The organism is Sphingorhabdus sp. (assembly GCF_044374345.1).
Taxonomy (GTDB): Bacteria; Pseudomonadota; Alphaproteobacteria; order Sphingomonadales; family Sphingomonadaceae; genus Sphingorhabdus_B.
This window is the reverse complement of sequence record NZ_JBILOS010000007.1, coordinates 15,277-40,934: the sequence shown is the minus strand read 5'-3', so window position 1 is coordinate 40,934 and position 25,658 is coordinate 15,277. Positions and strand designations below refer to the sequence as shown.

Below are 25,658 nucleotides of genomic sequence, written 5' to 3'. Positions count from 1 at the left end.
AGCAGGCTTTGGGCACAGAATCGATCGCGATTGGCGTATATGCGAATGGTTTTGCCCACGCCGATGAGGAAGTGCCCGCCAATGGCGGCTTTAGAGAGATTCGCGCAGATCTTGATCCGCCCCGCTACTTGGACTGGGCACAAAAATGGGTGGCCTCAGGCGCAAATATGGTCGGTGGGTGCTGCGGAATAGGCCCGGAACATATCCGCGCGCTGAGGGACGGTCTGTCATGACCGACCGGCACGCGGCAATGGACCATTATTCATTGGATTTTGCATGAAGCGGCTGGGCGCGATCATCGCTGGCGGCAAGGCTACGCGCTTTGGCGCAGACAAGGCAGCCGCCTTGCTGAACGGCCAACCACTCATCGAACATGTCGCCGATGGCTTGCGCGATCAGGTCGACAAATTGATTGTCTGTGGACGCGCTTGGCGTGGAATGGATTGGGTCGAAGATCGGCCGTTCGCGGACATGGGGCCTTTGGGTGGCCTGAATGCGGCGCTGCATTATGCCCAGCAAAACGGGTTTGATGCGGTCGTGACCGCTGGTTGCGATGTCGTACCCGTGTCGCAATTTCCGATAGATCGCCCTTCTGAACGCGCCGTCTATATCGATGGGCATTATCTGTTTGGCGTGTGGCCGGTCGCGCTTGCGCCATTGCTGGACAGACATCTGCGTCATCAGGATAATCTATCTATGCGCAGCTGGATTGCTGTATCCGGCGCACAAGCAATCACATCCGCAGATGTTTTTCACAACTTGAATACACCCCGGGAGCTGGCACAATATGCTGCTCAACGGTCGAATATGGGTATAAGGTAGACATATGACATACCAGCCGCAAAATGATTTTGGGACCCCGGAAAGCCGTTCGGACGAAACAGTTTCGCTTACGATTGACGGCCGCAATGTAACTGTGCCTGCAGGGACAAGCGTCATGCGTGCGGCTGCGGAACAAGGCACGTCGATCCCCAAATTATGCGCCACCGATAGCGTTAAAAGCTTCGGATCATGCCGCCTGTGCTTGGTCGAAATCGATGGCCGCCGAGGGACCCCAGCGAGTTGCACGACCCCAGTTGAACCCGGCATGGTTGTACGCACGCAAACCCCGCATCTGGCAAAATTACGCAAAGGCGTGATGGAGCTTTATATCTCCGACCATCCACTCGATTGCCTGACATGCGCCGCCAATGGCGATTGTGAATTGCAGGATCAGGCAGGCGCCGTTGGTTTGCGCGATGTCCGTTATGACGTGCAGGCTACGCATCTGGGGCAGGAAAAAGATCACTCCAATCCCTATTTCGATTTTGATCCCAGCAAATGTATCGCCTGTTCGCGTTGCATCCGCGCCTGCGACGAAGTGCAGGGCACCCTTGCGCTGACGATGGAAGGCAGGGGTTGGGATTCAAAGATTTCGGCAGGTCTCGCGAGCGACAATTTCCTCGAGTCGGAATGCGTGTCTTGCGGCGCTTGTGTGCAAGCCTGCCCGACGGCGACATTGGTTGAAAAGAAAGTGGTCGAAGTCGGCACACCCGAACGCAGCGTCGTCACGACCTGCGCCTATTGCGGTGTTGGCTGCACCTTCCGCGCCGAAATGCGGGGCGAACAACTGGTGCGGATGGTCCCGTACAAAGACGGCAAGGCCAACCGTGGCCACAGTTGCGTAAAGGGCCGTTTTGCCTGGGGCTATGCACAGCATCAGGAACGCATATTGAAGCCCATGATCCGCAAGTCGATCAGCGATCCTTGGCGCGAAGTCGAATGGGACGAAGCATTTGCCTACACCGCGTCCGAACTAAAACGGATTAGCGCGAAATATGGCCGCAATGCCCTTGGGGGAATCACCTCGAGCCGTTGCACCAATGAAGAAACCTTCCTTGTGCAAAAACTTATCCGGGCAGGCTTTGGCAATAACAATGTCGATACCTGCGCCCGCGTATGTCATTCGCCCACGGGATACGGCCTCAAAACAACCTTTGGCACAAGCGCGGGAACGCAGGATTTTGACAGCGTGGAAGACACCGACGTCATCCTGATCATCGGGGCCAACCCCACCGACGGACACCCGGTATTTGCCAGCCGGATGAAGCGCCGTTTGCGCGGACAGGATGGTCGCCCGGGTGCAAAGTTGATCGTCATCGACCCGCGCCGTACCGACATTGTCCGTTCGCCGCATATCGAGGCGCAGCACCATCTTCCGCTTCGCCCCGGCACGAACGTTGCCGTGCTGACGGCGATGGCCCATGTTATCGTGACCGAGGGCCTCGCCGATGAGGCATTCATTCGGGAGCGTTGCGACTGGGACGAATATAGCCATTGGGCCGAGTTCGTTTCGCAAGCCCGCAATAGCCCCGAAAATCTGCAGCCGGTAACGCTGGTGGATGCCGAAGAGCTTCGCGCAGCCGCGCGGCTTTATGCCACAGGTGGCAATGGAGCGATCTATTACGGCCTTGGTGTCACCGAACATTCGCAAGGCAGCTCGACCGTTATGGCTATCGCAAACTTGGCGATGGCGACCGGCAATATTGGCCGCCGGGGTGTCGGTGTTAACCCGCTCCGTGGCCAGAACAACGTCCAAGGCGCATGCGATATGGGAAGCTTCCCGCATGAGCTTGCCGGATATCGCCACATCAGCGATGGCAATGCGCGGAAATTGTTTGAAGATGACTGGGGCGTGACACTGGATCCAGAGCCCGGCCTGCGCATACCCAACATGCTCGATGCCGCGGTCGATGGCGTATTCAAGGCGCTATATTGCCAGGGTGAAGACATCCTCCAATCCGATCCGAACACGGCCCATGTGTCGGCTGGGTTGGCGGCGATGGAATGTGTCATTGTCCACGATCTTTTCCTGAACGAGACCGCCAACTACGCGCATATCTTCTTGCCCGGATCGACCTTCCTTGAAAAAAATGGCACGTTCACCAATGCCGAACGCCGCATTCAGCCGGTGCGCAAGGTGATGACGCCGATGAACGGTTTGGAGGACTGGGAAGTCACGCAGCGGCTGGCGCAAGCGATGGGGCTGGATTGGAACTATACCCACCCGTCCGAAATCATGGACGAAATCGCGCGGCTGACGCCGACCTTTGCTGGTGTATCCTTTGAACGGCTCGATGAAGCCGGCTCGCTGCAATGGCCAGTGACCGCAGACGCGCCCGATGGATCGCCGATCATGCATGTTGACGGCTTCGTCCGTGGCAAGGGCAAATTCGTTGTGACAGATTATGTCCCAACGGATGAGAAAACCGGACCACGCTTTCCGTTGTTGCTGACGACCGGACGTATATTGTCGCAATATAATGTCGGCGCACAAACGCGGCGGACAGAGAATGTCGCCTGGCATCCGGAGGATTTGCTAGAAATTCACCCAGTGGATGCCGAGGATCGCGGCGTTAAATCGGGCGATTGGGTTAAATTGGCGAGCCGTGCGGGAGAAACCACGTTACGCGCGACCGTAACCGATCGGGTTGCACCCGGCGTCGTCTACACTACGTTCCACCATGCCGTCACGCAGGCGAATGTTGTGACCACCGACTTTAGCGACTGGGCAACCAACTGCCCCGAATATAAGGTTACCGCGGTTCAGATTAGCGCATCGAACGGGCCAACCGAGTGGCAGGAAGAATATGAAGCATTGTCGACACGCTCGCGCCGGGTCGAAACCGGAATTGCTGCCGAATGAACAGCGTTGAACGCCTCGTCCACATGGCGAACCAGATTGCAACCAATCTGGCGACCGATGCTGCGCCCGTATCTGCGGTCGCCGATCATATTCAGCAATTCTGGGATCCGCGCATGAAAAAGATGATTTTTGCGCACGGAACCGCGGGCCTGTCTCCGGTTGCTGCAGCCGCCATCACCTTATTGGCCGACGCGCAAAATGGTGCCTGATCAGGGTTCAAAACCAATCCATTTTTCCGTGCTGAAGCCTGATCAGGGCGTGACCGAAACCATAGAACGCAGAATCATTGTCGAAGCGCCGGTCGCAATCGAATATAATGGCATCGGCTATGCCGTGATGATGGCAACGCCCGTTGATCTTGAGGATTATGCCATTGGCTTTAGCATGTCCGAGGGGCTGATTAGCCGCGCTGACGAAATTTTGGCCGTCGACGCACATAAGGCCGACTTGGGCTGGATATTGCGGATTCAGGTGCCAGCAGAAAATGCCGAAAAAGTCTTTGCCCGCGCCCGTCAGCGGGTTTCGGAAAGCAGCTGCGGACTGTGTGGCATGGATAATCTGGAAGAGGTCATGCGCCCCTTGCCGCGGGTCACTGCGCAAATTGATGTATCTGACGCTGCGATGTTTACAGCATTATCGGCATTGCGTGCACATCAGACACTCAATGCCCAAACAGGTTCCGCGCACGCAGCGGCATTCTGTGGGCCCGATGGCTCTATCCTGATGACGCGGGAAGATGTTGGCCGCCACAATGCACTCGACAAATTGATTGGGGCGCTTGCCCGCGCGCACATAGACATCGCAGCCGGCTTTATCATTTTGACCGCGCGCTGCAGCCTTGAACTGGCGCAGAAGGCTATTCTTGCCAACTGTCCAATGCTTGTGACGATATCGGCGGCGACGGACCTTGCGATCGACGTGGCGGAAAAATCCGGCCTTCGCCTGATCAGCCTAGCGCGTGCAGACTCGGCGCTTGCCGCAATGCCGCGAACCGGTTGATCAGCCAGCTGCGGAACATGGAAATCGCGGGATCGCCCAAATCATCGGCGTGGAGTTTCAGATAATAGCCATAGCCGTCTTCGATGACTGCATCATATGGCATGACGAGCCGCCCGTCGGCGATTTCCCGGGCAAACATATCTATGTCGCCTAAAAATACCCCACTTGCGGCCATGGCATATTGCGCAGCGGCAATGGTCGTATCGAACGCGAGACCACCATGCGTGGCCATGGTCAGCCCATTTTGTCGCAGATAGGCCGTCCACAAAAGATCGCGCGGCTCTCCGTCCAGTTTCAGGTGAAGCAGCTCCTGACTTTCCAGAAATTCCTCCAGCGATTTGCCCTTACTGGCAATGGCCGTCGCGGGCGCACAGAGCGGCGCGACACGGACCATCCAAAGCAGGTCGGTAATCCGGTCGTCGACATTCGGGCGATCATAGGCAATGGCCATATCGAAATCGGTTGCTGGCAAACCAGTGACATGCGCGCTCGAAACATCAAGCCGGATGTCTGGATGTTCAGCGCGAAAATCGCGCAGCATCGGCAGGAACAGCTGCTGCAACAAGGATGGCGGCACATGGAGCCGAAGCGAACGGCTCGTCACTTCATCATTGCGGATCGAGTTCATCGTTTGCTCAAGCCGGTCGAGGCATTTGCTGACGACGGGCAACAGCTCTTCACCTGCGGGGGTTAGCAATAGGCGCGATGCGTCGCGGACGAAGAGTTGCTTACCCAGCAATTCCTCAAGCCCGCCGACATGCCGGCTCATGGCACTTTGCGACACAGAAAGCGCCGATGCGCCGCCTGTGAAGCTCAAATTCTGGCCCACCGCTTCAAAGGCGCGCAAGGCATTTAACGGCAACCAACGACGGTTAATATTACTGCGGTTGGAAATGGAATCGACCTTTCAAAAGCATATTGGTTTCCAATGACGTCACTGCCCTACATTTTGAGATAGGGCTATGCGAAAATGCGATTTTATTAGACCGGTCAAGTGGCCCATTCTCCAATCTGGGGAAAATTAACCAAAGGCATAAAAATGGACTTAGGGCGGATTGACGCGCTGTTCCAGCAGCGTCGCGAAGGACACACCTTACCGCAGGGTCTTTATACGGATCCTGATAGCTTCGATTTCGATATGGCCGCTATTTACGGCGAAAGCTGGCTTATGGCGGGTCTCGAATGCGAACTGCCCAAGGCCGGAAGCTATCTTTCGATGATGGTCGGCAAATGGCCGGTTATCATCACGCGTGATCGTCAGGGTGATATCCGCGCCTTTCACAACAGCTGCCGCCATCGCGGCTCCATGATTTGCGCCGTCGGCAGCGGGACCGCACCAAAGCTGGTGTGCCCTTATCATCGTTGGACATATGATCTGGATGGCTCTTTGTTTGCGGCAAACCGGATGGGCGATGATTTTGACAAAGCCGAACATGGCCTAAAACCTGTCGCTATCGAATGTGTTGCAGGGGCGATCTTCATCTGCCTGTCCGAAACACCGCCGCCCATTGACGACTTTAGCGCGAAGCTTGCCGAATATGCAGCGCCGCATAATCTGAAAGACGCAAAGCTCGCGTACGAAAGCGTTCTGGTCGAAAATGCCAACTGGAAACTGGTAATGGAGAATGGCCGCGAATGCTATCACTGCAGCACCGGCCACCCCGAACTGTCCAAAACATTTCCGGTCGGAATGTCGAAGCATTTTGATAGCGGCGAAGATGCACGCGTCATGGCGTTCGAAGAAAAAATGGATGCGCTTGGCCTGCCGCAAACCCCGGTTGAGGGGCATTATTGGCAAATCGCGCGCTTTGCATTGAACGAAGGCTGCGTTTCGATATCGGGCGATGGGAAGCACCTGTCCCAAAAACTGATGTGCGACGCCAATGACGGCGATATCGGTTCGATGCGCTGGGCAGTTGATCCGCACTGTTTTGTCCATTGCACCGCGGACCATGTGTTCATGTTCAGCGCTATGCCCGTTGGCCCCAATGAAACCCACGTCACCGGCAAATGGTATGTCCATAAAGATGCTGTCGAAGGCGTCGATTATGACGTCGAAAAACTCATTTCATTGTGGACCATGACAAATTTGGAAGACAAGATGCTGGCCGAAAACAATCAAGTGGGTGTGAACAGCCCCGGCTATACCCCCGGCCCCTATTCGCAAGAAGCCGAAATGCTCGCGTTGCGTTTTACGGACTATTATTGCGACAAGGCTCGTGATTATATTGCAACCCATGGCAAAGGATAACATCAAGGGGTTGCGTCCCGAAACGCTGGCAGTCGCATTTGGTTATGACCCGGAAATGGGCATGGGATCGGTCAAGCCACCGATCTTCATGACATCCACCTTTGTCTATCCCTCGGCGCAACATGCCAAGAATGTGCATGAGGCCTATTTCGACGGCACAGGACCGCTGGTGGGCGAAACCAACCACATATATTCGCGGTTGGGGCATCCAGGCTTGGACTTCCTCGAAAAACGCCTCGCGGCAATCGATGGCGCAGAAGAAGCGGTTGCATATTCCAGCGGCATGGCCGCGCATTCCAGCATTGCGCTTGCCTATGTCCGCCCCGGCGACAGCGTGTTGCATGGCCGCCCGATCTATGGCGGCGTCGATATGCTCTACAACAGCATCATGCCGCAATTCGGATCACATGTCGCCGCCTATACCGATGGCACGGACGAAGATGATGTCCGCAAAGCGGCTCATGAAGCGATGGCTAAGGGCCCGTTGAAACTTATCATCGCCGAGACACCCGCGAACCCTACCGCAGCCGTCGTTGATCTTGATCTGATGGTACGGATTGCGGACGAAGTGGGCGCAAAGCAAGGACACCGGCCGCTGGTGGTGGTCGACAACACTTTGCTCGGGCCATTTGCGCAGCGACCCATCGAACATGGCGTCGACCTATGCATGACCTCGCTGACAAAATATTGCGGCGGGCATAGTGATCTGCTGGCCGGCGGGATTTCGGGTCGCAAGGAATTGATCGACCATCTGCGCATGCAACGCACGACGTGGGGCAATCACCTCGATCCCTACACGTCATGGCTTGTCCTGCGTTCATTAGAATCGGTCGCGGTGCGCACCGAGCGTGCGATGGAAAACGCGCGCGGTGTTGCCGAATTTCTGCGCGATCATCCCAAGGTCGCAGGTGTGACCTATTTGGGTTTCCTTGAACCCGGCACACGCCGGCGCGCGGTTTATGACCGGCAGTGCAAGGCAGCCGGTTCGACATTTTCGTTCCACCTGCACGGCGGCGAGGCAGAGGCCTTCCGCATGCTTGACCAATTAAAGCTGCTTAAGGTAGCGGTCAGTCTGGGGGGTTCGGAAACTTTAATCTGCCATTCGGCGAGCACGACGCATTATGCGGTCCCCCCCGCCCAGCGGTTGGCAGGCGGTATTACCGATGGCACGATCCGGCTGTCCGTCGGGTTGGAACATGTTGACGATTTAATAGGCGATTTGCGCCAAGCGCTGGAGGCGGTGTAATGGAACTGAATTTTACCGGAACCGATTTATGCGCGATAAATGGAACGCGCAGCGCTCCTGAAACGCATTATGATACCGTGGTTGTTGGCGCGGGGCCAAGCGGCATCGCGGCGGCGATCGACGCGGCCAAAGCCGGCGCCAAAGTGCTGCTGGTCGATGAAAACCCCGTTTCGGGCGCGTTGATGGGCAATGATATACCGCTATATTTTGGCGGGCGGATGACCGCAGCGACCCAGAATACAGAACGCATGCTCGAAGCTATTTTCATGAGCATGCCCGCGCTTGAAACCGCAATGGATGCCGGGGTCGAATTGTTGCTCGGCACAACGGCATGGGGCGTTTACCGCAATGGTCCCGGCGTCGCCAGCCTGCCGCAGCAAGTTGTCGGCCTCGCCGATTCCGAACGATCATGGTTGGTCGGTTTTGATAAAATTGTCCTCGCGACCGGCGCACGCGATTTGGCGATGTCTTTCCCCGGTTGGAACCAGCCCGGCGTCATGGGCGCTGCGGCGCTTCAAATGCTGCTTACCCGTTATGAGGCGTTTGCCGGACAGCGCATTTTGGTCTTGGGCTCGCATGATCTCGCGCTCGAAACGGCGCTATTGGCGCAGGCGCGCGGTATCGACGTGGTTGGCCTGATTGAAGTCCGCGATGCACCGCAAGGCAATTCCGAACTGGTCGCCAAGGTTGCTGCCGCTGGCATCGCCATCCACTGCGGACAGACCATTACATCGGCAACAGGCGGCATCAACGGGGTCGAAGGCGCTACGCTGTCGTCCGGAGAGAAGATCGCCTGTGATACCATCTGCGTCGCTATCGGCCTGATCCCGTCCATCGAACTGGTGGATGCGATGCACGGCCCCCGCGCGCTGAACGCCACACGGGGCGGTTACATTCCGGCCGGCGAACCTTCGGTCATGGCCGTGGGCGATTGTGCGGGGCTTGCGGATAGCGGCTTCGACCATATCGCTTACCGTATGGACTGGATGCGCGCGCTATCGGACATCAGCGCCGATGACACGATCATTTGCCAGTGCGAAGAAGTCACGCGCGCCGATTTGATTGGCGTGCAGCCACCAAATTACCTGTCGCGCCCGGCGCCCATGTGTGCCCGTTCGCTGGACACTTTACTTCAGGACGGCCCCGCCAATCCGGACCAGATCAAGCGTCTGACGCGCGCGGGCATGGGCGTGTGTCAAGGCCGCCGTTGCCGCGATCAAGTTGCAATGTTGCTCGCGATTGAGGCGGACAAGCCATTTGGTTCAATCCCGCTCGCCAGCCACCGTGCGCCGGTGCGTCCGCTGCCGCTTAAAATCCTCGCTGAATGGGATGAGCCTGCGGAAATGGACGCTGCATGGGATGTCTGGTTTGGCATCCCGACCCAATGGGTGCCGGTTGAGGATATCAACACGCCTTATCAGGATGAGCATCGCCAGATGCTTTACACGGGGATGTACACATGAGCGGTTCGGAAGTTGTCATCGTCGGCGGCGGCGTTACGGGCCTGAGTGCGGGCTGGTGGCTCGCGCGTTCGGGGGTCAAGGTCACAGTACTCGACAAGTTCATCGTCGGTTGGGAAGCCTCCGGACGTAATGGCGGCGGTGCATCGCATTATTCGAGCCCATTGTTTGACGAAGAGCAGCGCCTTTGGCCGCAAATGGACGAATTGCTTGGCTATCCGACCGAGCACCAGAAGGGCCGCATCCTGATTGCGATGACCGAACGGCAGTGGGAACAATATCGTTTCATTGCTGAACGTCACACGCGGCTTAATCATCCGGTGGAATTGCTGGACGTCAAACAAGTGCAAGAGGCTGTGCCATTGGCAGGCGATAATTGTTTTGGCGGTGTGCATTATAAATTTGGCGGACATGCCAACCCGCAGCGCAGTGTGCAGGCTTATGCTTGGGCTCTGCAGGATCTTGGCGGAAAAATCGTTCAGCACAGCCCGGTAACCGGTTTTGAAACCGCTGGTGGCAAGGTGACGGCCGTGAAGACTGCGAACGCCACTTATGGCTGTGACGCCGTCGTGGTGGCGGCTGGACCGCAGATCCCGCAATTGATGGCACAGCTTGGCGTCAACGTGCCATTGGCAGCCGCCCGCGCGGAAATGATCATCACGGAACCTGCGCCAATGATGCCGCTTGGCGGCGTTGACGGCCATAAAATCTATGGCCGCCAAACGCTGCGCGGGAACCTTGCATATGGCGGTGGCCCGCATGAATGGCTTGATGTCGACGCAACTGGTCCGGCCGCACGTCCTTCAACGCCGTTGGCCCGCAACCTTGCGAAACGATTGGCGGAACTTTTGCCCAAGGCGGCGCATCTGAATGTCATCCGCAGTTGGGCTGGCATTATCGAAAACTCGCCCGATGGCCGTCCAATCATCGACCGCCTCACCAGCCCAGACAATGTCGTGGTTGCGTCAATGTCGAGCGTCGGCTTCGGCCTATCGCCAGCGTCGGGTCACGCGATCCGCGATCTGGTGATCGACGGAAAATGTTCGTTTGCCGATATCGATATCCTCAAACTATCGCGTTTCGACAATCTTGAGTCCGATTGGCGCGAAAAGCGCGGGTGGATGCCGATTTCATGAGCCAATATTCGGCTTTCGGATTGCTGCGCGGTGCTTTAAACGGGCAGAAGCATTGGCAACCTGCGTGGCGCGATCCGGAGCCTAAATCGCATTATGATATCATCATCATCGGCGGCGGCGGGCACGGGCTGGCGACGGCTTATTATCTTGCCAAGGTCCATGGCCTGAAAAATATCGCGGTGCTCGAAAAGGGCTGGATAGGCGGTGGCAACACCGGACGGAACACGACGATTGTCCGGTCAAACTACCGGCTAAAGCCATTGCACGACCTGTTCGAATTCGGCCTGAAAATGTGGGAGCATTTAAGCGACGAGTTGAATTACAATGTCATGTTCTCCCCGCGCGGCGCAATGTTTCTGGGGCACAGCGACGCGGATATGACCAAGCTTGCCGAACGTGGCGACGCGATGCGGTGCGACGGGATCGATGCCGATTTAATGACCCGCGACGAAGTGCAAAAGCTGGAACCGTTGCTCGACATGTCACGCAGTGCACGCTTCCCGATTGAGGGCGGCTTGATCCAGCGGCGCGGCGGCACCGCCCGCCATGATGCCGTCGCCTGGGGCTATGCACGCGGCGCAGACAGCCTTGGCGTCGACATCATCCAGAAATGCGAAGTCACAGGCTTTGTGCGCGATGGCGATGCGGTGGTCGGCGTGGAAACCACGCGCGGGCGGATCAATGCCGGTCGCGTCGGCATTTGCGTTGCGGGCCATAGCGGCCATGTCGCAGGGCTGGCGGGCCTTAAACTGCCCGTGGAATCGCAAACGTTGCAGGCGATGGTGACCGAAGGCGTCAAGCCAATGATAAACAGCGTGATCATGTCGCAATCCCTGCATTGCTATATCAGCCAGTCAGACAAGGGCGGCATCGTCTTTGGCGGCGATCCTGATAACTGGCCAAGTTATGCCCAACGCGGCAATCCGATGGTGATGGAGCGTGCCGTGGCACAGGGCCTGGCGCTCGTCCCGGCGCTATCACGTCTGCGCATGGTGCGGACATGGTCTGGCGTGACCGATATGAGCTTTGACGGTGCGCCAATCATTGGCGAAACGCCGGTGAAGAACCTCTTTCTCAATGGCGGCTGGTGCTATGGCGGGTTCAAGGCGACACCGGCGTCGGGTTGGACATATGCGCACACACTCGCAACCGGCAAACCACATGCCCTGAATGCGCCATTTGCGCTCGACCGTTTCGAACGCGGCGCGACAATCGATGAAACAGGGAGCGGCCCAATGCCGAACAGTCGCTAATGATGCAGTTCACCTGTCCCCATTGCGGCCCGCGCGATCAGGCGGAGTTTATATACGAACGCACCGTAGACGCGGTGGTGTCGCTTGATGCTGCACCCGAAGAAGCGATGAAAACGCTCTTCACACGCAACAATCCACGCGGTGTTGATGAAGAAATCTGGCGGCACACTTATGGGTGCCGTGCATGGATGGTCATCGCACGCAACCGCGTGACGAATGAAATCAGCGCCACCCGTGCCGTTGGTCCGGAGGCTCTGCCGTGATAAACTTCAGTTTCGACGGCAAGACCTATCAAGCGGAAAAAGGCGACACACTCGCTGCCGCGCTTTTGCGCAACGGCATTGGCCTTGTTGGCCGCAGCTTCAAATATCACCGTCCACGCGGGATCATGACGGCTGGCGTTGAGGAGCCAAACGCGCTCGTCACCATCGGTGATGGCGGACGCACCGAGCCCAATACCCGCGCCACCGATGTTTTTGTGTATGAAGGGCTGGTCGCCAAAAGCCAGAACCGCTGGCCGAACCTGTCATTCGATATCGGCGCGGTACTTGGCTTGGCCGCGCCTGCCCTGTCTGCAGGTTTCTATTACAAGACCTTTTTCGGTTCGGCCAAACGGTGGATGTTCTACGAATATTTCATTCGTAAAGCGGCGGGTCTTGGCAATGCGCCGACGAAGACCGACCCTGACCTTTTTAGCCAACGTGCGGCCTTTTGCGATGTGCTTGTGGTCGGTGCCGGACCAGCGGGCCTGTCGGCCGCTCTCGAAGCCGCTGAAGCAGGCAAACGCGTCATCCTCGTCGAACAGGACAATATTCTTGGTGCCTCGTTAATCCGCGACGGCCACGATCGCGATGGTGCCTGGGTGGAGGCGACCCAAGCCCGCATCCGCGCCGCCGGCGGACGCATCCTCACCCGCACCACCGCGTCTGGGTATTGGGAGCATGATCTGGTCACGCTGACGCAGCGCGTAGCAGAACCTGGCCAAATCCCGCCGCACGGCGTTGCACAGCGGCTTTGGCATGTGCGGGCGGGCCAAGTGATACTTGCGACCGGCAGCATTGAACGCCCGATGGCCTTTGCGCATAATGACCGTCCCGGCGTAATGCTGTCGCAAGCGGTGCGGACCTATCTGAATCGTTTTGGCGTCGTCCCGGGCAAACGCGTGGTGATCGCGACCAATAATGATGACGCGTATAAAACAGCCTACGCGCTCAAGGCAGCAGGGGCTGAGATCGTGGCCGTTCTTGATGCACGGCCAGCACCGGCGGGCGCGGACAGCGGCCTGCCAGTCTATCACAACGCCGTTCCGCTTTCGACCAAAGGCGCGCGCCATTGCCTGAAAAGCGTGACCGCGCGTGTCAGTGGCCTGACCCAAAGCTGGGATGCTGATCTGATCGCTGTTTCCGGTGGCTTCACACCCGTCGTGCATCTGCATATGCAGGCAGGCGGCACGCTCGATTGGAACGATGCTGCGCAAGCCTTTGTCCCAGCGGCATCGCGTCAGAATGTGACGACGATAGGCGGGGCCGCCAATCCCGAACCCGTGTTCAATGTTGTCCCAGTTTCCACACCAAAGAAAAGCTTCATCGATTTTCAGAATGATGTGACGTTGTCGGATGTCGATCTGGCGTGGGCCGAGGGCTATCGCTCGGTTGAGCATCTCAAACGTTATACCACACTCGGAATGGCGACCGATCAGGGCAAGCTCAGCAATATGGCGGCGCTCGGGCGGTTGGCCGAAAAGCAGGGCGTGGCTATTCCCGAGGCCGGGCTGACCACATTCCGTCCGCCTTATACGCCGGTTACGATGGGCTTGTTGGCCGGTGCCGGCGCGAAAGACGCGGGCGCGCATGTCCGCCGCCTCGCCCTGTACGATGTGCACGCGGCGAAGAACCCGATCTGGCAGCCGCTGGGATATTGGTTCCGCCCCCGTGCCTATCCGGTAGGCAGCGAAACTTTGGCGCAAGCGGCAATGCGTGAAGCCAAAGCGGTGCGTTCAAATGTCGGGATGACGGACGTGTCGACGCTCGCGAAGTTTGAAGTGTCCGGGCCGGATGCTGCCGCGTTTCTGGAAATCATCTGCGCAACGACGGTCGGCAAACTTGCGGTCGGACGTGGCCGCTACACATTCATGCTGCGCGAGGACGGTTTTGTTTTCGACGACGGTACCGTTTGGCGGTTGGACGAGAACCGCTATCTGTTGACCAGCTCAACCGGCGGCGCGGACCGGATGGCGACGCATATTTCCTATGTCCGCCAATATCTCTGCCCGCATTTGCGCGTCTCCGCCGTCAATGTGCAGGAACATTATGCCGGAATTGCGGTCGCAGGGCCGCAAGCTAAGGCGGCACTGGCGGCATTGATTGGCGAGGAACCACCGCGCCATATGTCGACGGTTCCGGCCATGATTGCCGGCGTTCCGGTGATTGTCCTCGCCGCCAGCTACAGCGGCGAACGCGCGTTCGAAATATATGTCGAGGCAAGCCATGCCGCACCCGTTTGGGCTGCGTGCGAGGCGGAGGTCGCCAAGCAGGGCGGCGCACTTTATGGCCTTGAGGCCATGGAATTCCTGCGTATCGAAAAAGGCCATTTGGTCGTCGGCGGTGAAGTCGACGGGCGGATGACCCCGCATGATCTGGCGCTTGACAAGATGCTCAACAAGGCCGGTGGCTATGTTGGCGCGTCCGGCCTATCGCGCCCTGCCTTGTCCGAAGCCGGACGACGGCAACTGGTCGGGCTCGAAGCAATTGAGGGTGACATTCCCGAAGGCGCAATGCTTGTCACAGGCGAAGGCGTGTCGCCGCAAGGCCATGTCAGCGCCGCTGCGTTTCGGATACTGGAAGGCGGGTCGATTGCACTTGGCCAATTGACCGACGGCTTTGCACGGCACGGCGAAGAGCTTATCGCAACCTCGCCCACGCGCGGTCAAATGGCGCGGGTCCGCGTTGTGGCACCGCATTTCTACGACACGGCCGGGGAGCGTTATCGTGACTGATGTAACAATCACAGTGCTGCCCGCAGCGCCGCTTCATGTTCTGGAGATATGGAGCAACCCGGCGTCTGTTGCGGCACGGTTTAAGAAAGCGGCAGGCTTTTCCTTGCCAGCCATGGGTCGTTCTGACGGCAGTGATGCACTCCGCCTGATCCGCTATGAACCCACCGTGTGGTTGGTCGAAGGCGATGTGTCGGCCCTACCCGGCATATTGGCAGATGACGGTGCGCTCACCGCAATTGGCGGCAGCGTTGTGCGGGTGCAGCTTTCTGGAAAAGGCTGGCGCACATTGTTGATGGAAGGCGGCGTTTTCGATGCGGAAAACCCGAATTTCGCGTCCGGATGCAGCGCGTCAACAATCATCGACCACGTCAATGTTCGCCTGCATGTGGTGGATGACGATATCTGCCATGCCTATGTTCCGCTCAGCTACAGCGAAGCCATGATCCATTTTTGGAAGACAGCCGCGCTCAATCTGACGCTTTAGGCGCATAAAGAAGCGTCATGCCGCGCGCATGCCTTTGCTGGAAACCCTTCCACAAGGTAACATTTTCTCCGCCCGGGCTATACGCACCCCATGGCGTTCCGGCGGGCGCATTCCACACGCCATCATCTGAATTTTCCGTGGCCACTTTAAGATACGCATTTTTGCTCTCATCGCCCCGTAAATGCACCGCCAGAAACGCGGAAATAAAGTGCAGGTTGATGGCATTGATCCGGTCCTGCCGCCAAATCGGGTCTTCGAACCAGTCGATATCCCACAGCGAACCCCGCATTTCGGGTGGCGCGGGATTGAGCGCGATTGCATGGCCTGCTTGCTTGTAGGTCAGCAAATAGCGGTCGGCATTCACAGCGCCACCAAAGACGGCCAGCGCGCCCGTTTTATAGTCAACCGTAAAGTCGCTATCGCCGTGAATCAGAAGCAGCGGCGCCGTTAGCGCGGCGAGGCCCTCGGCCCCCCATGCGCTGCTCGGTGCGCCGCCAGCCGGTGCCAGTGCCACCACGGCCTTGACGCCTGGCACTTTGATAGCGTCAGCATCCGCACTGCCGCGCGCGAATTTCTTCAGCCACCCGCCCGCAACCAGCTTCATATTCGGACCCACGGGGTCAAGTGTTGCGCCACCCGCGGTGAGCACCCCATAACCACCTTGTGAATAGCCGATCAGCGCAACATTATCCGGGGCAATCAAATCCCCCAAAGTGGCGCGGAGCTGCGCTGCTGCAAATACAATGTCATGCGGCCGGTTGAAATTCGGCGCAGCACGCGTGGTTGGTGCAACGACATAAGGGTTTGGATCGCGATGATGGATCGCCGCGACGACATAGCCTTTTGACGCAAGATTCTCGGTCAACCAGGTCATAACCGCCGGGTTGTTGCTATAGCCATGGCTTATAATGACCAAGGGGTGCTTGCGGCCTGCGGCAGGCGCGCCCTCAACCGCGATACCCTGTTGCGTGAAAGCGACCGGCGGAAGCGGTGGCTCTGCCCATAAGCTGCCGCGATACAGGACGGTTTTGGAACCCTTTTTCGCTATGGCAGGGTACCAAATGTCCACCTGCACATTGCGGTCGACAAGGCGAACGCTACTGGGGTCCGCTTGTGCGTTTTCCACGTCGGGCTGGTCACGATGCGTGAAGGTGACGGAACGAAAGCCAACGCCATAGCCACCCAACGCCGCAAGCTCCGGCGCATCGGCGCCGGGCACGCTGGGCGGGCTGGCGTGGATAGGGGCACCCAGCAATATCAGCAGGAAAGCGATAACGCGCTGCATCATGCTATTAACTCCGCGCCTTCGACCGACGCCGACGGCCACGCCAATTGCTGTGCCATCCATGGATATTCCTCGATGAGCGGCGGGAAGATTTTTTCCTGCAACACCTGCTGGCACAAGGCCGCGGTTAGGCTGGGGATATTGCCCAATTCATCGATCCGCGCGACGACTTGGACCGACCGTGAAAACCGCCCCCTTGTCATCGGCTCGGCGCGCAATTGGGAAAGCAGTTCCGGAACCGCCGCCAAACAAACCGGCGTGGTAATCGCCCAACCGATCCCCGCTGCCACCAATGCCAATTGCTGATGCGACGATTCCACTTCAACCATCTGCGGCAGTTTCAGCTTCATCCGGACAATCTGACGCTCAATCTGCTGCCCCGTTCCGGTAAGCCGCGAAAAGCGGATAAACGGCAATGACGATGGCAAGCCGACAAGATCCAGCGGCTCCCGAAAATCTTTGGGAAAAACAAGAATGAAGCTTTCCTCAAACACCGGGTGCAGCTCGACTGTGTCACGATGCTCAAGATTGAAGCTACCAGTTACGAGCATATCAATGTCGCGCGCCAGAAACTCGCCCTGATGCTCCATGGAGATGCCAGAGCGGATATTCCACCGGTCGGCCCGCGAACCGAGGCTATGCAAAATCGGGGCGGTCAGTTGGTTGGCAAGGCTGAACGACATCGCGACCGTAATGCTGGATATGGGCAAGTTTGCGCCTTCACGCACTTCGTCATAGGCCAATCTGGCGTGCGCAATCAGCTTTTGCCCGCGCGCAAACAGCGACTTTCCGCTGGCCGTTAGGCCCAATGGCCGCATCGTGCGGTCGAACAACGACGCGCCTATGCCGGCCTCAAGCTTCGCGATGGTTTGGGAAACCGCCGATTGTGTCACCTGCAAATGGGCCGCACATTGCGACATGCCGCCAAGTTCGACGGTCATCACGAATACTTCGAGCGCGTGCAGATCGAATTCTTGTGGCAGTTTCATGCAGCAACCCTCCCAAGCGTGCAGGCATAGCCCATGGCTAATATTACCTCAGCTAATGGCTATCCGAGACCGCCGGTAATAGTGCTATGCATTTTCGACATAGCCAGATTATGCGCCGGCTGCGTTGCAGGCTTGCATCACTTTGCTGGACATCGGCCCAGCTGCAAAATGTCCGCTTATATGTTCCCGCTACAGTCCGGATTGCGATGCAGCGCCAACAATCCTTTCAGCGTACCCAGACACATGCACAATAACACCAAAGCCAATGGCAAGCCCGTGGCGATTGCACCCGCCTGAAGCGACGTGAGGCCTCCACTGAGCAACAGAACGATACCAATACCGCCAACCGCGACCAGCCAGATGGTCTTTTGCCGCAGCAGCGTATCGGTGCGTCCACCCGCGGTCATTGTGTCAATCACCAGCGTACCCGAGTCCCAGCCCGTCACGAAAAAGATCAGGATCAAGCCGATGGCCACAAAGGATGTTAACTGCGCCCAAGGCAAAGTGCCGAGCAGCACAAATAGCTGCGTATCCAGCGATGCTTTGGCCAAGTCCGCACCATTGCCCGCAACGATTTGCGCAATGCTCGCATCCCCAAAAATCGTTAGCCACAAGATGCCCAGTAGGCTGGGCGCGATCATGGCCCCGGCAATGAATTCACGCACCGTCCGGCCCAATGAAATGCGCGCCATGAACATGCCCACAAATGGGGCCCAGCTGATCCACCATGCCCAGTAATAGACCGACCAATCATTGTAAAAGCCGGTGTCGGTGCGGCCAACCGGATTTGATAATGCCGGCAGAAATTTGAGATAGTTGACGATATTGGTCGCAAGATCGCCGATCAGCTGAAGCGTGGATCCGGTGGTTAAGACAAACACCAGCAAGGCAAAGGCAACCCACATGTTGACCTCGCTCAAAATGCGGATGCCGCGGTCAATGCCACCCCGGATCGACAAAAAGGTAATGCTGGCCATCACCGCTATCAACGCCAGGATCGTTACTGACGAGCTCGTTATGCCGTAAAGATAGACGATCCCCGCCATCGCTTGCTGCGCCCCAAGCCCAAGCGACGTGGCCAGCCCAAAGATCGTCGCAAGGACCGCAAGCACTTCTATGACGTCGCCGGTGCGGCCCCAAACCGCCTTTCCAAATAAGGGATAGAATGCCGACCGCATCGACAACGGCATTTTGAAATCAAAGCGAAAGAGCGCAAGCGCCAGACCGGTGACCGCAAAAATGGCCCATGGATGCAATGCCCAGTCAAAGATGGTCGCCGCCATAGCGATACTGCGCGCCGCTTGTGCGTCGCCAACAGCGCCGCCCAACGGCGCCGCAGGACCGCCTGCCATTGAAGACGTGAAATGGGTCACGGGTTCACCCACGCCATAAAAAACCAAGCCGATGCCCATGCCTGCGCCAAACAGCATCGCAAACCAAGACAATCGCGAATAATCAGGCGTAGCCCCTTTGCCGCCCAACCGGATTTTCCCCAGCGGTGAAAGTGCGACAATGACGCAAAAGATCAGCAGAAGATTGCCCGACATCATGAAGAACCAGTCGAAATGGGCAACCGCACCACTGCGCAAGCCCGCAAACAGGTCCGCCGATGCTTTAGGCGCGATCAGGCTGAATAAAATGACCGCGAACGCAATAATGGCCGTCGGGAAAAAGACAGCGGGATTGATATGCATCCCACCCCAATGGCGATTGGATTGGCCATAGTTCCCCAGATCTATTGCTTTGTCCCAATCCGCCAATGAACTCTCCTTAAGGTCTCAAGCGACCATCAATGGCTGGCAGCCGCCGTGAACGCGCTCCATAGCCATGCGGCAAAACTGCGCCACACCTCAACATGAAAACGATCTTCACCCTCGCGGATGATGATGATTTCGACCGTTTCGTAAATTGTTCGCGTGGCCCGACCGACTGCAAAATTGTCGAGATCAAGCGGGCAACCTGTCATCAGCAGTTCCGCTGCGCGTGGCCCTTCAAGGACGAGGCAGATAGATCGTTCGCTGATATCCGTGATAGCAACCGGCAATCCCGCGCCGGTCGGCATAGTCGTCTCCGCTGCCGTACGCAGGAGCCATTCGTCCGGACCAAGGCACGCAATGCCACCTTCGGTCGCGCCGATTTTCTGTGGCACTTTTGCGTTGAGCACAGTTTCCAGAGCCTCGGCAGTGCGCGCCCGCAGCGAATAGCGCTTCAGCGGCGCAGCAAGGCGGATGCTGACACCATCGGCTACGTACGGCGTTGAAGAAACAGGTTCGTTCCTGAAAAGGGCATCAGACATGCAGCCGCGCTCCTTCTGCATCATAAAAAACCATGCCGGTCACTTTCGCTTCATGCGTTTTACCCGGCATCGGGATGTGCAGCGTGCCGCCCATCATCTCATGCCCACCTGCCACTAAGGCAAAAGCGATCGACCGGCCAAGCGTTTCGCTCCAGTAAGAAGAGGTCACATGGCCGATCATCGTCATCGGGATTGGCTGGCGCGGGTCGGCAACAATCTGCGCACCTTCTTCCAATACAACATTGGGATCATCGGTCAGTAGCCCGACCAATTGTTTGCGCCCCGGCGCAACGATGTCAGGCCGTGCCATTGACCGTTTACCGACAAAGTCAGGCTTTTTCTTGCCCACCGCCCAATCAAGACCGGCATCAAATGGCGTTATTGTGCCGTCGGTATCTTGTCCGACGATAATGAACCCCTTTTCGGCGCGCAGCACGTGCATCGCCTCCGTGCCATAGGGGGTGATGTCAAATTTCGCACCCTCTGCCATCAGCCGTTCCCACAAAGCGCGGCCATAAGCGGTCGGCACGTTGATTTCGAAACCAAGTTCGCCCGTGAAGCTCACGCGGAACAGGCGCGTTGGAATGCCGCAGATTGTGCCTTCGCGGATGGCCATATGCGGGAAAGCATCGGCGGACAGGTCAATGCCCTCCACCAGTGGTTCCAACAATTTGCGCGCATTTGGACCCTGCAGCGCAATAACCGCATATTGCTCGGTCGTGCTGGTCAACCAGACATCAAGGTCAGGCCATTCGGTCTGGAGATAATCCTCCATCATATTTAGCACACGCGCGGCACCGCCGGTCGTGGTCGTCAGATGGAACCGGTCGGGCGCCAACCGCGCCGAAACACCGTCATCGGTGATGAAGCCATCCTCTTTCAAAAGCAGCCCATAGCGGCACCGGCCTGGCTCAAGCGCTTTCCAGGGGTTGGTATACATGCGGTTTAGGAATTCGGCTGCATCGGGGCCGACAACTTCAATCTTGCCCAAGGTCGATGCATCAAAAATGCCGACTGACGACCGCACGGCAACGCATTCGCGGTTCACTGCCGCGTGCATATCCTCACCCATTTTGGGGAAATAACGCGCGCGCCGCCACTGTGCGACTAGTTCGAACACTGCGCCATTTTCGGCGGCCCAGCCGTCGATATTGGTCGTCCGTGTCGGTTGGAACAATGCGCCCTTTGCATGCCCCGCCAACGCACCGAAAGTCTGCGGCGTATATGGCGGACGAAAGCTTGTCAGACCAATATCGGTAACCGGCTTGGCAAGTGCTGTTGATGCAATCTGCAAGCCATTGAGGTTCGATGTCTTGCCCTGATCGGTCGCCATGCCGTTGGTTGTGTAGCGCTTGATATGCTCGATAGAGCGAAAGCCCTCACGCACCGCCAGCTTAATATCCTTTGCCGTGACGTCATTTTGGAAATCGACAAAGGCCTTTATCCGGCTTTGGTCCTTGGGCGTTGGCAACACATCAACAATCGCGCCGCTACCAAAATCCCAACTGCCTGAACATGCCCCGACACAGCGTACATTCTCGTTCGGTTGGTCAGGAACATAGGCGCCAATGTCATCGCGCCATGCAAGCGATCCTTTGCTGTGCGACCATAGATGCACACTCGGCGTCCAGCCGCCAGCCATCAACAGCGTATCGCAATCGATGCGCGCGCCGACATAATCGTCATTATTGCAGATCTGGATGGATGTGACGCGGTGGCGGCCATTTACGCCCGTGACGCTATGGTTAAGGTGCACGTTGATGCCAAGCCGGTTGGCCTCGTCCAGCAGCGCAGAGGACACCTCGCTGCGCACATCAACGATCGCCTTTATACCGACACCGGCTTTTGCCAAGGCAAACACATCATGCCAGCCGCTGTCATGCGCGGTCATCAACGCGACCGACGTGCCGACCGCGACGCCGAAGCGAAGGCCGAAAACCTTTGCGGCGGAGGACAGCATCACGCCCGGCGTATCGTTGCCGTCAAAAACGAGCGGCCGTTCAATCGCACCTTGCGCAAGGACCACTTCACCGGCCCGCACGCGCCATAATTTTTCGCGCGGGCTGTCCGAATTGTCCGGCAGGTGATCGGTCAAACGCTGCACCGCGCCAATAAAGTTGTCGTGATAATAGCCAAATGCCGTCGTACGCGTGAGTATCGTGACATTGGACGCATCGATGAGCGCTTTGCGGCTGCGTTCCAGCCACGGCCATAGAGCCGGATCAGCAAGCGCACCGCCGCCAAGTTCATCCTGTTCATCGATCAGGATGATCCGCTTGTTCGAACCCATCGCTTCCAATGCGGCATCAATACCAGCGGGTCCCGCGCCAACGATCAACAGGTCGCAATGGGCATAAGTGGATGCATAGATGTCGGGGTCTTCTTGGGTCGGCGCATCGCCAAGTCCAGCCATCTTGCGGATCGCTGGTTCATACAGCTTTTCCCAAAAAGAGCGCGGCCACATGAAGGTTTTATTGTAAAAACCAGCGGGGAAAAACATACCCAGCCGGTCGTTTATCGCGCCAAAATCGCGCTTAAGCGATGGCCAACGATTCTGACTGAAGGCGTTGAGCCCCGCATGAATCTCGACACTGGTCGCACGCAGATTGGGCGTGAAGCGACCTGCCCCCCGATCCACCGATATGAGTGCGTTCGGCTCCTCACTGCCCGCTGCCATAATGCCGCGCGGGCGGTGATATTTAAACGACCGGCCGAACAGGCTGATACCATTGGCGAGCAAGGCCGAAGCCAAAGTGTCGCCAGCGAAACCTTGATAGGAATGTCCGTCAAAGCGGAATTCCACAGGTCGGCTGCGATCAATGCGCCCGCCATTTTCGAGACGATATCCGCTCATCGCCGCGGCTCCCCAGCCTTGTAAGTCGTTTCAAATTTGTCGGTCAATGTGTCACGCACGGCGTTGAAAAAGCGGCCGCACCCGTGCACATGCCGCCAGCGTTCGTGGTGCCGTCCGCGTGGATTGGCGCGGATGAAAAGATAGGCTTCCCATTCTTCGTCGCTCTGGCTTGACGGGTCCAATGGGCGGGCAACATGCGCCTGCCCGGCATTGGCAAATTCGATTTCGGGACGTTTCTCGTCACAATAAGGGCAGTGAATTAAGATCATTAGTGTGCCACCGCCGCTGCTGCTGCCTCGTCAATCAACCGGCCATTGCGGAAACGGTCGAGATTGAAGGGCGCGTTGATGGGATGCGGTTCGTCCTTTGCCATGGTGTAGGCCAGCAAATCTCCGGCCCCGGGCGTCGCCTTAAAGCCGCCAGTGCCCCAGCCGCAATTGACATATAGCCCCTTGACCGGGGTCTTGCCCAATATCGGTGAACGGTCAGGCGTAACGTCGACAATCCCGCCCCACGTGCGCAACATCCGCATCCGCCTGTAAATCGGAAAAATCTCACAGATTGCGGCAAGCGTATGTTCGATAATGTGAAGCGCGCCGCGCTGCGAGTAGCTCACATATTGGTCGGTGCCTGCGCCAATGACCAATTCGCCTTTGTCCGACTGGCTCATATAGGCATGGACTGTGTTCGACATAACGACGCACGGGAAAGTCGGTTTGACGGGCTCTGAAACCAGCGCCTGCAGGGGGTAGCTTTCCAACGGAAAGTCCAAACCGGCCATCTGCATAACAACAGACGTATTGCCCGCCGCCGACACGCCAATACGCTTTGTGGCGATAGGCCCGCGGGTGGTTTCAACGCCCTCAACCGCACCATCGGCACCGCGCCGGATAGCCGTGACCGCGCAATTCTGGATGATATCAACGCCCAATGCCGACGCCGCCCGCGCATAGCCCCAGGCAACCGAATCGTGCCGTGCCGTGCCGCCGCGCCGTTGCAACGCAGCCCCCAACACAGGATGCCGCGCGTCTGGCGAAATGTTTAAAGGCGGGCAATAATCTTTGGCCTGCTGCGGCGTCAGCCATTCATTGTCGACACCGTTCAGCCGGTTGGCATTGATATGCCGTTGCAGGCTCTGCACATCATGCACATTGTGCGCGAGCATCATGACGCCGCGTTTCGAATACATGACGTTGTAGTTCAGTTCCTGGCTCAACCCATCCCAAAGCTTCACCGCATGATCATAAAGATGCGCGCTTTCGTCATAGAGATAGTTTGACCGGATAATCGTTGTGTTACGCCCGGTATTGCCGCCGCCGATCCAGCCTTTTTCAAGCACGGCGACATTAGTAATCCCATATTTTTTGGCGAGATAATATGCCGCGCCTAGCCCGTGCCCGCCGCCGCCGACTATGATGGCATCATAAGCCGGTTTTGGTGCCGCATCGGGCCATTGTTCGGGCCAATCCTGATGTCCGCCAAGCGCTTTGGCGAAAAGACTGAAAGCACTGTGGTGGGTCATGATATTTTCTCAAGCGCAGCTGTAGCGCGGCTCACATAGAAACTCTTGAAGGCGTCGACCAGTTTTTCTTCCACGGCGTAAGGCCCCGGAATATAGCCGTCGGTGGCGATACCGCGATGGTTGATCGCAGAGAAATGCCCGTCCTGCTCGTTTGTTTTGCGCCACAATGCGGCCAAATGATCGGGATCGTAATCGACGCCCTCAACTGCATCTTCGTGCACCAGCCAGCTGGTGCGCAGCAATGTCTTGTCCGGCGAAATCGGGGTCAGTGAAAATGTCACAACATGGTCGCAGCAGAAATGGTGCCAGCTATTGGGCTGGGTCCAAACAGACAGGCTCGACGTTTCAGGCGCAGTAAATGGCCCGATCAATTTTTGACACGCAAGCTTGCCATCTATCGATTGGGTTACCGCGCCATTGGCCAGCGCCAACCGCGCGACCCGGTGCCACCAGCCGTCGGGAAATTCGATCAGATCATGGTCGATGCCGAGCGCTTTCCACTCTTCATGCTTTGCCGCATTATCGGGCGCATCTTTGCCAAAGCCTGTTGTCCCAAGCACGCTAATCAGTTCAGGATGACCAACGTCGCAATGGTAACATTCGCGATTATTCTCCATCACCAATTTCCAGTTGGCGTCTTCGATATAATTGTCCTGAACAACGACTTTTAGCTTTTCGAGATCATAGACCGATATCTGTTCGGATATGTCGGCCTTTACGCGGTCAATCGGCGGCGGATTGTCGCCCAAGCAGACAAAAATAAGTCCGCCGACATTTTCCAGCGCCACTGGCGAAAGCCCGTGATCCGCTTTGTCAAAATCCTCCGCCATGCTGCGCGCGGCAAGAAGTTGACCATCAAGGCCGTATGTCCATTGATGATAGGGACACATTAAACGCGGCGCCCGTCCGCGCTGTTCGAGGCAGATTTTGGCCCCGCGATGTCGGCAGCTGTTCCAAAACGCGCGCACTTGCATATCGCGGCCACGCACAATGATGACGGAATTCTGCGCCAGTTCGAACACGAAGAAATCACCGGGATTTTTCACATGCGCGACGGTGCAGGCATACAGCCAAACCGATTTTAGCATGACCTGCGTATCAAATTCGAAAGCGGCGTCGCTGACATATAATTCGCGCGGCAAGGTGTAGCCCTTGCGATCCTGCGCAAGCAAATCGGCGATGGGGGCGAAACGAGACATTGGC

General features: G+C 57.6%; 22 protein-coding genes. 13 read left to right on the top strand and 9 right to left on the bottom strand.

All coding sequences use genetic code 11. The features are described 5' to 3' along the window. The 5 genes from ACIQ5B_RS01555 to fdhD form a co-directional block, all read left to right on the top strand. The coding region (locus ACIQ5B_RS01555) for a homocysteine S-methyltransferase family protein (RefSeq protein ID WP_397597480.1) at positions 1-233 on the top strand (233 nt) is incomplete at its 5' end. A gap of 43 nt (positions 234-276) precedes the next feature. Beyond that, the gene (locus ACIQ5B_RS01550) at positions 277-822 is read left to right on the top strand and encodes a molybdenum cofactor guanylyltransferase (protein WP_397597479.1); all 546 of its coding nucleotides are present in this window, start codon (positions 277-279) and stop codon (positions 820-822) included. A 4-nt stretch (positions 823-826) separates the two neighbouring features. Next, positions 827-3,685 (top strand): formate dehydrogenase subunit alpha, encoded by a 2,859-nt coding sequence (fdhF, locus tag ACIQ5B_RS01545; protein ID WP_397597478.1) that lies wholly within the window; start codon positions 827-829, stop codon positions 3,683-3,685. Beyond that, positions 3,682-3,894, top strand: a complete 213-nt coding sequence (locus tag ACIQ5B_RS01540) for a formate dehydrogenase subunit delta (RefSeq protein ID WP_397597477.1) — start codon at positions 3,682-3,684, stop codon at positions 3,892-3,894. Before fdhF ends, ACIQ5B_RS01540 begins: the two co-directional genes overlap by 4 nt. Continuing rightward, positions 3,884-4,684 (top strand): formate dehydrogenase accessory sulfurtransferase FdhD, encoded by an 801-nt coding sequence (fdhD, locus tag ACIQ5B_RS01535; RefSeq protein ID WP_397597476.1) that lies wholly within the window; start codon positions 3,884-3,886, stop codon positions 4,682-4,684. Before ACIQ5B_RS01540 ends, fdhD begins: the two co-directional genes overlap by 11 nt. On the opposite strand, the gene ACIQ5B_RS01530 is transcribed toward fdhD, so the two are convergent. After that, positions 4,632-5,531 (bottom strand): LysR substrate-binding domain-containing protein, encoded by a 900-nt coding sequence (locus ACIQ5B_RS01530; RefSeq protein ID WP_397597475.1) that lies wholly within the window; start codon positions 5,529-5,531, stop codon positions 4,632-4,634. The two genes, fdhD and ACIQ5B_RS01530, sit on opposite strands and share 53 nt — an antisense overlap. A 192-nt stretch (positions 5,532-5,723) precedes the next feature. Here ACIQ5B_RS01530 and ACIQ5B_RS01525 point away from each other — a divergent pair, with 192 nt between their 5' ends. Genes ACIQ5B_RS01525 through ACIQ5B_RS01490 form a run of 8 tightly spaced genes read left to right on the top strand, consistent with a single transcriptional unit; the run spans position 5,724 to position 15,509 of the window. Continuing rightward, entirely contained in the window at positions 5,724-6,935 is a 1,212-nt protein-coding gene (locus tag ACIQ5B_RS01525; protein WP_397597474.1) for an aromatic ring-hydroxylating dioxygenase subunit alpha, read from the top strand. Beyond that, complete coding sequence (locus ACIQ5B_RS01520) at positions 6,922-8,181, top strand: cystathionine gamma-synthase family protein (protein WP_397597473.1); 1,260 nt, start codon at positions 6,922-6,924, stop codon at positions 8,179-8,181. Before ACIQ5B_RS01525 ends, ACIQ5B_RS01520 begins: the two co-directional genes overlap by 14 nt. Then, entirely contained in the window at positions 8,181-9,644 is a 1,464-nt protein-coding gene (locus ACIQ5B_RS01515; protein ID WP_397597472.1) for an NAD(P)/FAD-dependent oxidoreductase, read from the top strand. The genes ACIQ5B_RS01520 and ACIQ5B_RS01515 overlap by 1 nt, the downstream gene beginning before the upstream one ends. After that, positions 9,641-10,777, top strand: coding sequence for an FAD-binding oxidoreductase (locus tag ACIQ5B_RS01510; protein ID WP_183942247.1), 1,137 nt, complete (start codon positions 9,641-9,643; stop codon positions 10,775-10,777). Before ACIQ5B_RS01515 ends, ACIQ5B_RS01510 begins: the two co-directional genes overlap by 4 nt. Then, positions 10,774-12,030: a sarcosine oxidase subunit beta family protein gene (locus tag ACIQ5B_RS01505; RefSeq protein ID WP_183942246.1), complete on the top strand. Its 1,257-nt coding sequence runs from the start codon at positions 10,774-10,776 to the stop codon at positions 12,028-12,030. Before ACIQ5B_RS01510 ends, ACIQ5B_RS01505 begins: the two co-directional genes overlap by 4 nt. Continuing rightward, on the top strand, positions 12,030-12,293 hold the full coding sequence (locus ACIQ5B_RS01500; RefSeq protein ID WP_397597471.1) for a sarcosine oxidase subunit delta: 264 nt from the start codon (positions 12,030-12,032) through the stop codon (positions 12,291-12,293). The genes ACIQ5B_RS01505 and ACIQ5B_RS01500 overlap by 1 nt, the downstream gene beginning before the upstream one ends. Continuing rightward, complete coding sequence (locus ACIQ5B_RS01495) at positions 12,290-15,025, top strand: FAD-dependent oxidoreductase (RefSeq protein ID WP_397597470.1); 2,736 nt, start codon at positions 12,290-12,292, stop codon at positions 15,023-15,025. Before ACIQ5B_RS01500 ends, ACIQ5B_RS01495 begins: the two co-directional genes overlap by 4 nt. Then, on the top strand, positions 15,018-15,509 hold the full coding sequence (locus ACIQ5B_RS01490; protein WP_397597469.1) for a hypothetical protein: 492 nt from the start codon (positions 15,018-15,020) through the stop codon (positions 15,507-15,509). The genes ACIQ5B_RS01495 and ACIQ5B_RS01490 overlap by 8 nt, the downstream gene beginning before the upstream one ends. Here the strand turns inward: ACIQ5B_RS01490 and ACIQ5B_RS01485 are convergent. The 8 genes from ACIQ5B_RS01485 to ACIQ5B_RS01450 all read right to left on the bottom strand — a co-directional run bounded on the left by ACIQ5B_RS01485 (position 15,493) and on the right by ACIQ5B_RS01450 (position 25,654). Then, complete coding sequence (locus tag ACIQ5B_RS01485) at positions 15,493-16,797, bottom strand: alpha/beta hydrolase family protein (protein ID WP_397597468.1); 1,305 nt, start codon at positions 16,795-16,797, stop codon at positions 15,493-15,495. The genes ACIQ5B_RS01490 and ACIQ5B_RS01485 overlap by 17 nt on opposite strands. Beyond that, positions 16,794-17,783 carry a LysR family transcriptional regulator gene (locus tag ACIQ5B_RS01480; RefSeq protein WP_397597467.1) on the bottom strand — a complete coding sequence of 330 codons (990 nt, stop codon included), beginning with the start codon at positions 17,781-17,783 and terminating at the stop codon, positions 16,794-16,796. Before ACIQ5B_RS01480 ends, ACIQ5B_RS01485 begins: the two co-directional genes overlap by 4 nt. A gap of 176 nt (positions 17,784-17,959) precedes the next feature. Further along, on the bottom strand, positions 17,960-19,477 hold the full coding sequence (locus ACIQ5B_RS01475; protein WP_397597466.1) for a BCCT family transporter: 1,518 nt from the start codon (positions 19,475-19,477) through the stop codon (positions 17,960-17,962). Positions 19,478-19,572: 95 nt separating this feature from the next. Further along, a complete protein-coding gene (locus tag ACIQ5B_RS01470; RefSeq protein ID WP_397597465.1) occupies positions 19,573-20,079 on the bottom strand; it encodes a sarcosine oxidase subunit gamma in 507 nt (168 codons plus the stop codon). Continuing rightward, on the bottom strand, positions 20,072-22,933 hold the full coding sequence (locus ACIQ5B_RS01465) for a 2Fe-2S iron-sulfur cluster-binding protein (protein WP_397597464.1): 2,862 nt from the start codon (positions 22,931-22,933) through the stop codon (positions 20,072-20,074). The genes ACIQ5B_RS01470 and ACIQ5B_RS01465 overlap by 8 nt, the downstream gene beginning before the upstream one ends. Further along, entirely contained in the window at positions 22,930-23,202 is a 273-nt protein-coding gene (locus tag ACIQ5B_RS01460; protein ID WP_397597463.1) for a sarcosine oxidase subunit delta, read from the bottom strand. Before ACIQ5B_RS01460 ends, ACIQ5B_RS01465 begins: the two co-directional genes overlap by 4 nt. Beyond that, on the bottom strand, positions 23,202-24,455 hold the full coding sequence (locus ACIQ5B_RS01455) for a sarcosine oxidase subunit beta family protein (RefSeq protein ID WP_397597462.1): 1,254 nt from the start codon (positions 24,453-24,455) through the stop codon (positions 23,202-23,204). Before ACIQ5B_RS01455 ends, ACIQ5B_RS01460 begins: the two co-directional genes overlap by 1 nt. Beyond that, a complete protein-coding gene (locus ACIQ5B_RS01450; protein WP_397597461.1) occupies positions 24,452-25,654 on the bottom strand; it encodes an aromatic ring-hydroxylating dioxygenase subunit alpha in 1,203 nt (400 codons plus the stop codon). Before ACIQ5B_RS01450 ends, ACIQ5B_RS01455 begins: the two co-directional genes overlap by 4 nt. Positions 25,655-25,658: the final 4 nt, after the last annotated feature.

Coding starts and splice junctions, on each gene's coding strand:
- ACIQ5B_RS01550 (WP_397597479.1), top strand. CDS start 277: ATGAAGCGGCTGGGCGCGATCATCGCTGGCGGCAAGGCTACGCGCTTT.
- ACIQ5B_RS01460 (WP_397597463.1), bottom strand. CDS start 23,202: ATGATCTTAATTCACTGCCCTTATTGTGACGAGAAACGTCCCGAAATC.
- ACIQ5B_RS01455 (WP_397597462.1), bottom strand. CDS start 24,455: ATGACCCACCACAGTGCTTTCAGTCTTTTCGCCAAAGCGCTTGGCGGA.
- ACIQ5B_RS01520 (WP_397597473.1), top strand. CDS start 6,922: ATGGCAAAGGATAACATCAAGGGGTTGCGTCCCGAAACGCTGGCAGTC.
- ACIQ5B_RS01465 (WP_397597464.1), bottom strand. CDS start 22,933: ATGAGCGGATATCGTCTCGAAAATGGCGGGCGCATTGATCGCAGCCGA.
- ACIQ5B_RS01510 (WP_183942247.1), top strand. CDS start 9,641: ATGAGCGGTTCGGAAGTTGTCATCGTCGGCGGCGGCGTTACGGGCCTG.
- ACIQ5B_RS01515 (WP_397597472.1), top strand. CDS start 8,181: ATGGAACTGAATTTTACCGGAACCGATTTATGCGCGATAAATGGAACG.
- ACIQ5B_RS01475 (WP_397597466.1), bottom strand. CDS start 19,477: ATGCATATCAATCCCGCTGTCTTTTTCCCGACGGCCATTATTGCGTTC.
- ACIQ5B_RS01480 (WP_397597467.1), bottom strand. CDS start 17,783: ATGAAACTGCCACAAGAATTCGATCTGCACGCGCTCGAAGTATTCGTG.
- ACIQ5B_RS01450 (WP_397597461.1), bottom strand. CDS start 25,654: ATGTCTCGTTTCGCCCCCATCGCCGATTTGCTTGCGCAGGATCGCAAG.
- ACIQ5B_RS01505 (WP_183942246.1), top strand. CDS start 10,774: ATGAGCCAATATTCGGCTTTCGGATTGCTGCGCGGTGCTTTAAACGGG.
- ACIQ5B_RS01540 (WP_397597477.1), top strand. CDS start 3,682: ATGAACAGCGTTGAACGCCTCGTCCACATGGCGAACCAGATTGCAACC.
- ACIQ5B_RS01485 (WP_397597468.1), bottom strand. CDS start 16,797: ATGATGCAGCGCGTTATCGCTTTCCTGCTGATATTGCTGGGTGCCCCT.
- ACIQ5B_RS01470 (WP_397597465.1), bottom strand. CDS start 20,079: ATGTCTGATGCCCTTTTCAGGAACGAACCTGTTTCTTCAACGCCGTAC.
- fdhD (WP_397597476.1), top strand. CDS start 3,884: ATGGTGCCTGATCAGGGTTCAAAACCAATCCATTTTTCCGTGCTGAAG.
- ACIQ5B_RS01500 (WP_397597471.1), top strand. CDS start 12,030: ATGATGCAGTTCACCTGTCCCCATTGCGGCCCGCGCGATCAGGCGGAG.
- ACIQ5B_RS01525 (WP_397597474.1), top strand. CDS start 5,724: ATGGACTTAGGGCGGATTGACGCGCTGTTCCAGCAGCGTCGCGAAGGA.
- fdhF (WP_397597478.1), top strand. CDS start 827: ATGACATACCAGCCGCAAAATGATTTTGGGACCCCGGAAAGCCGTTCG.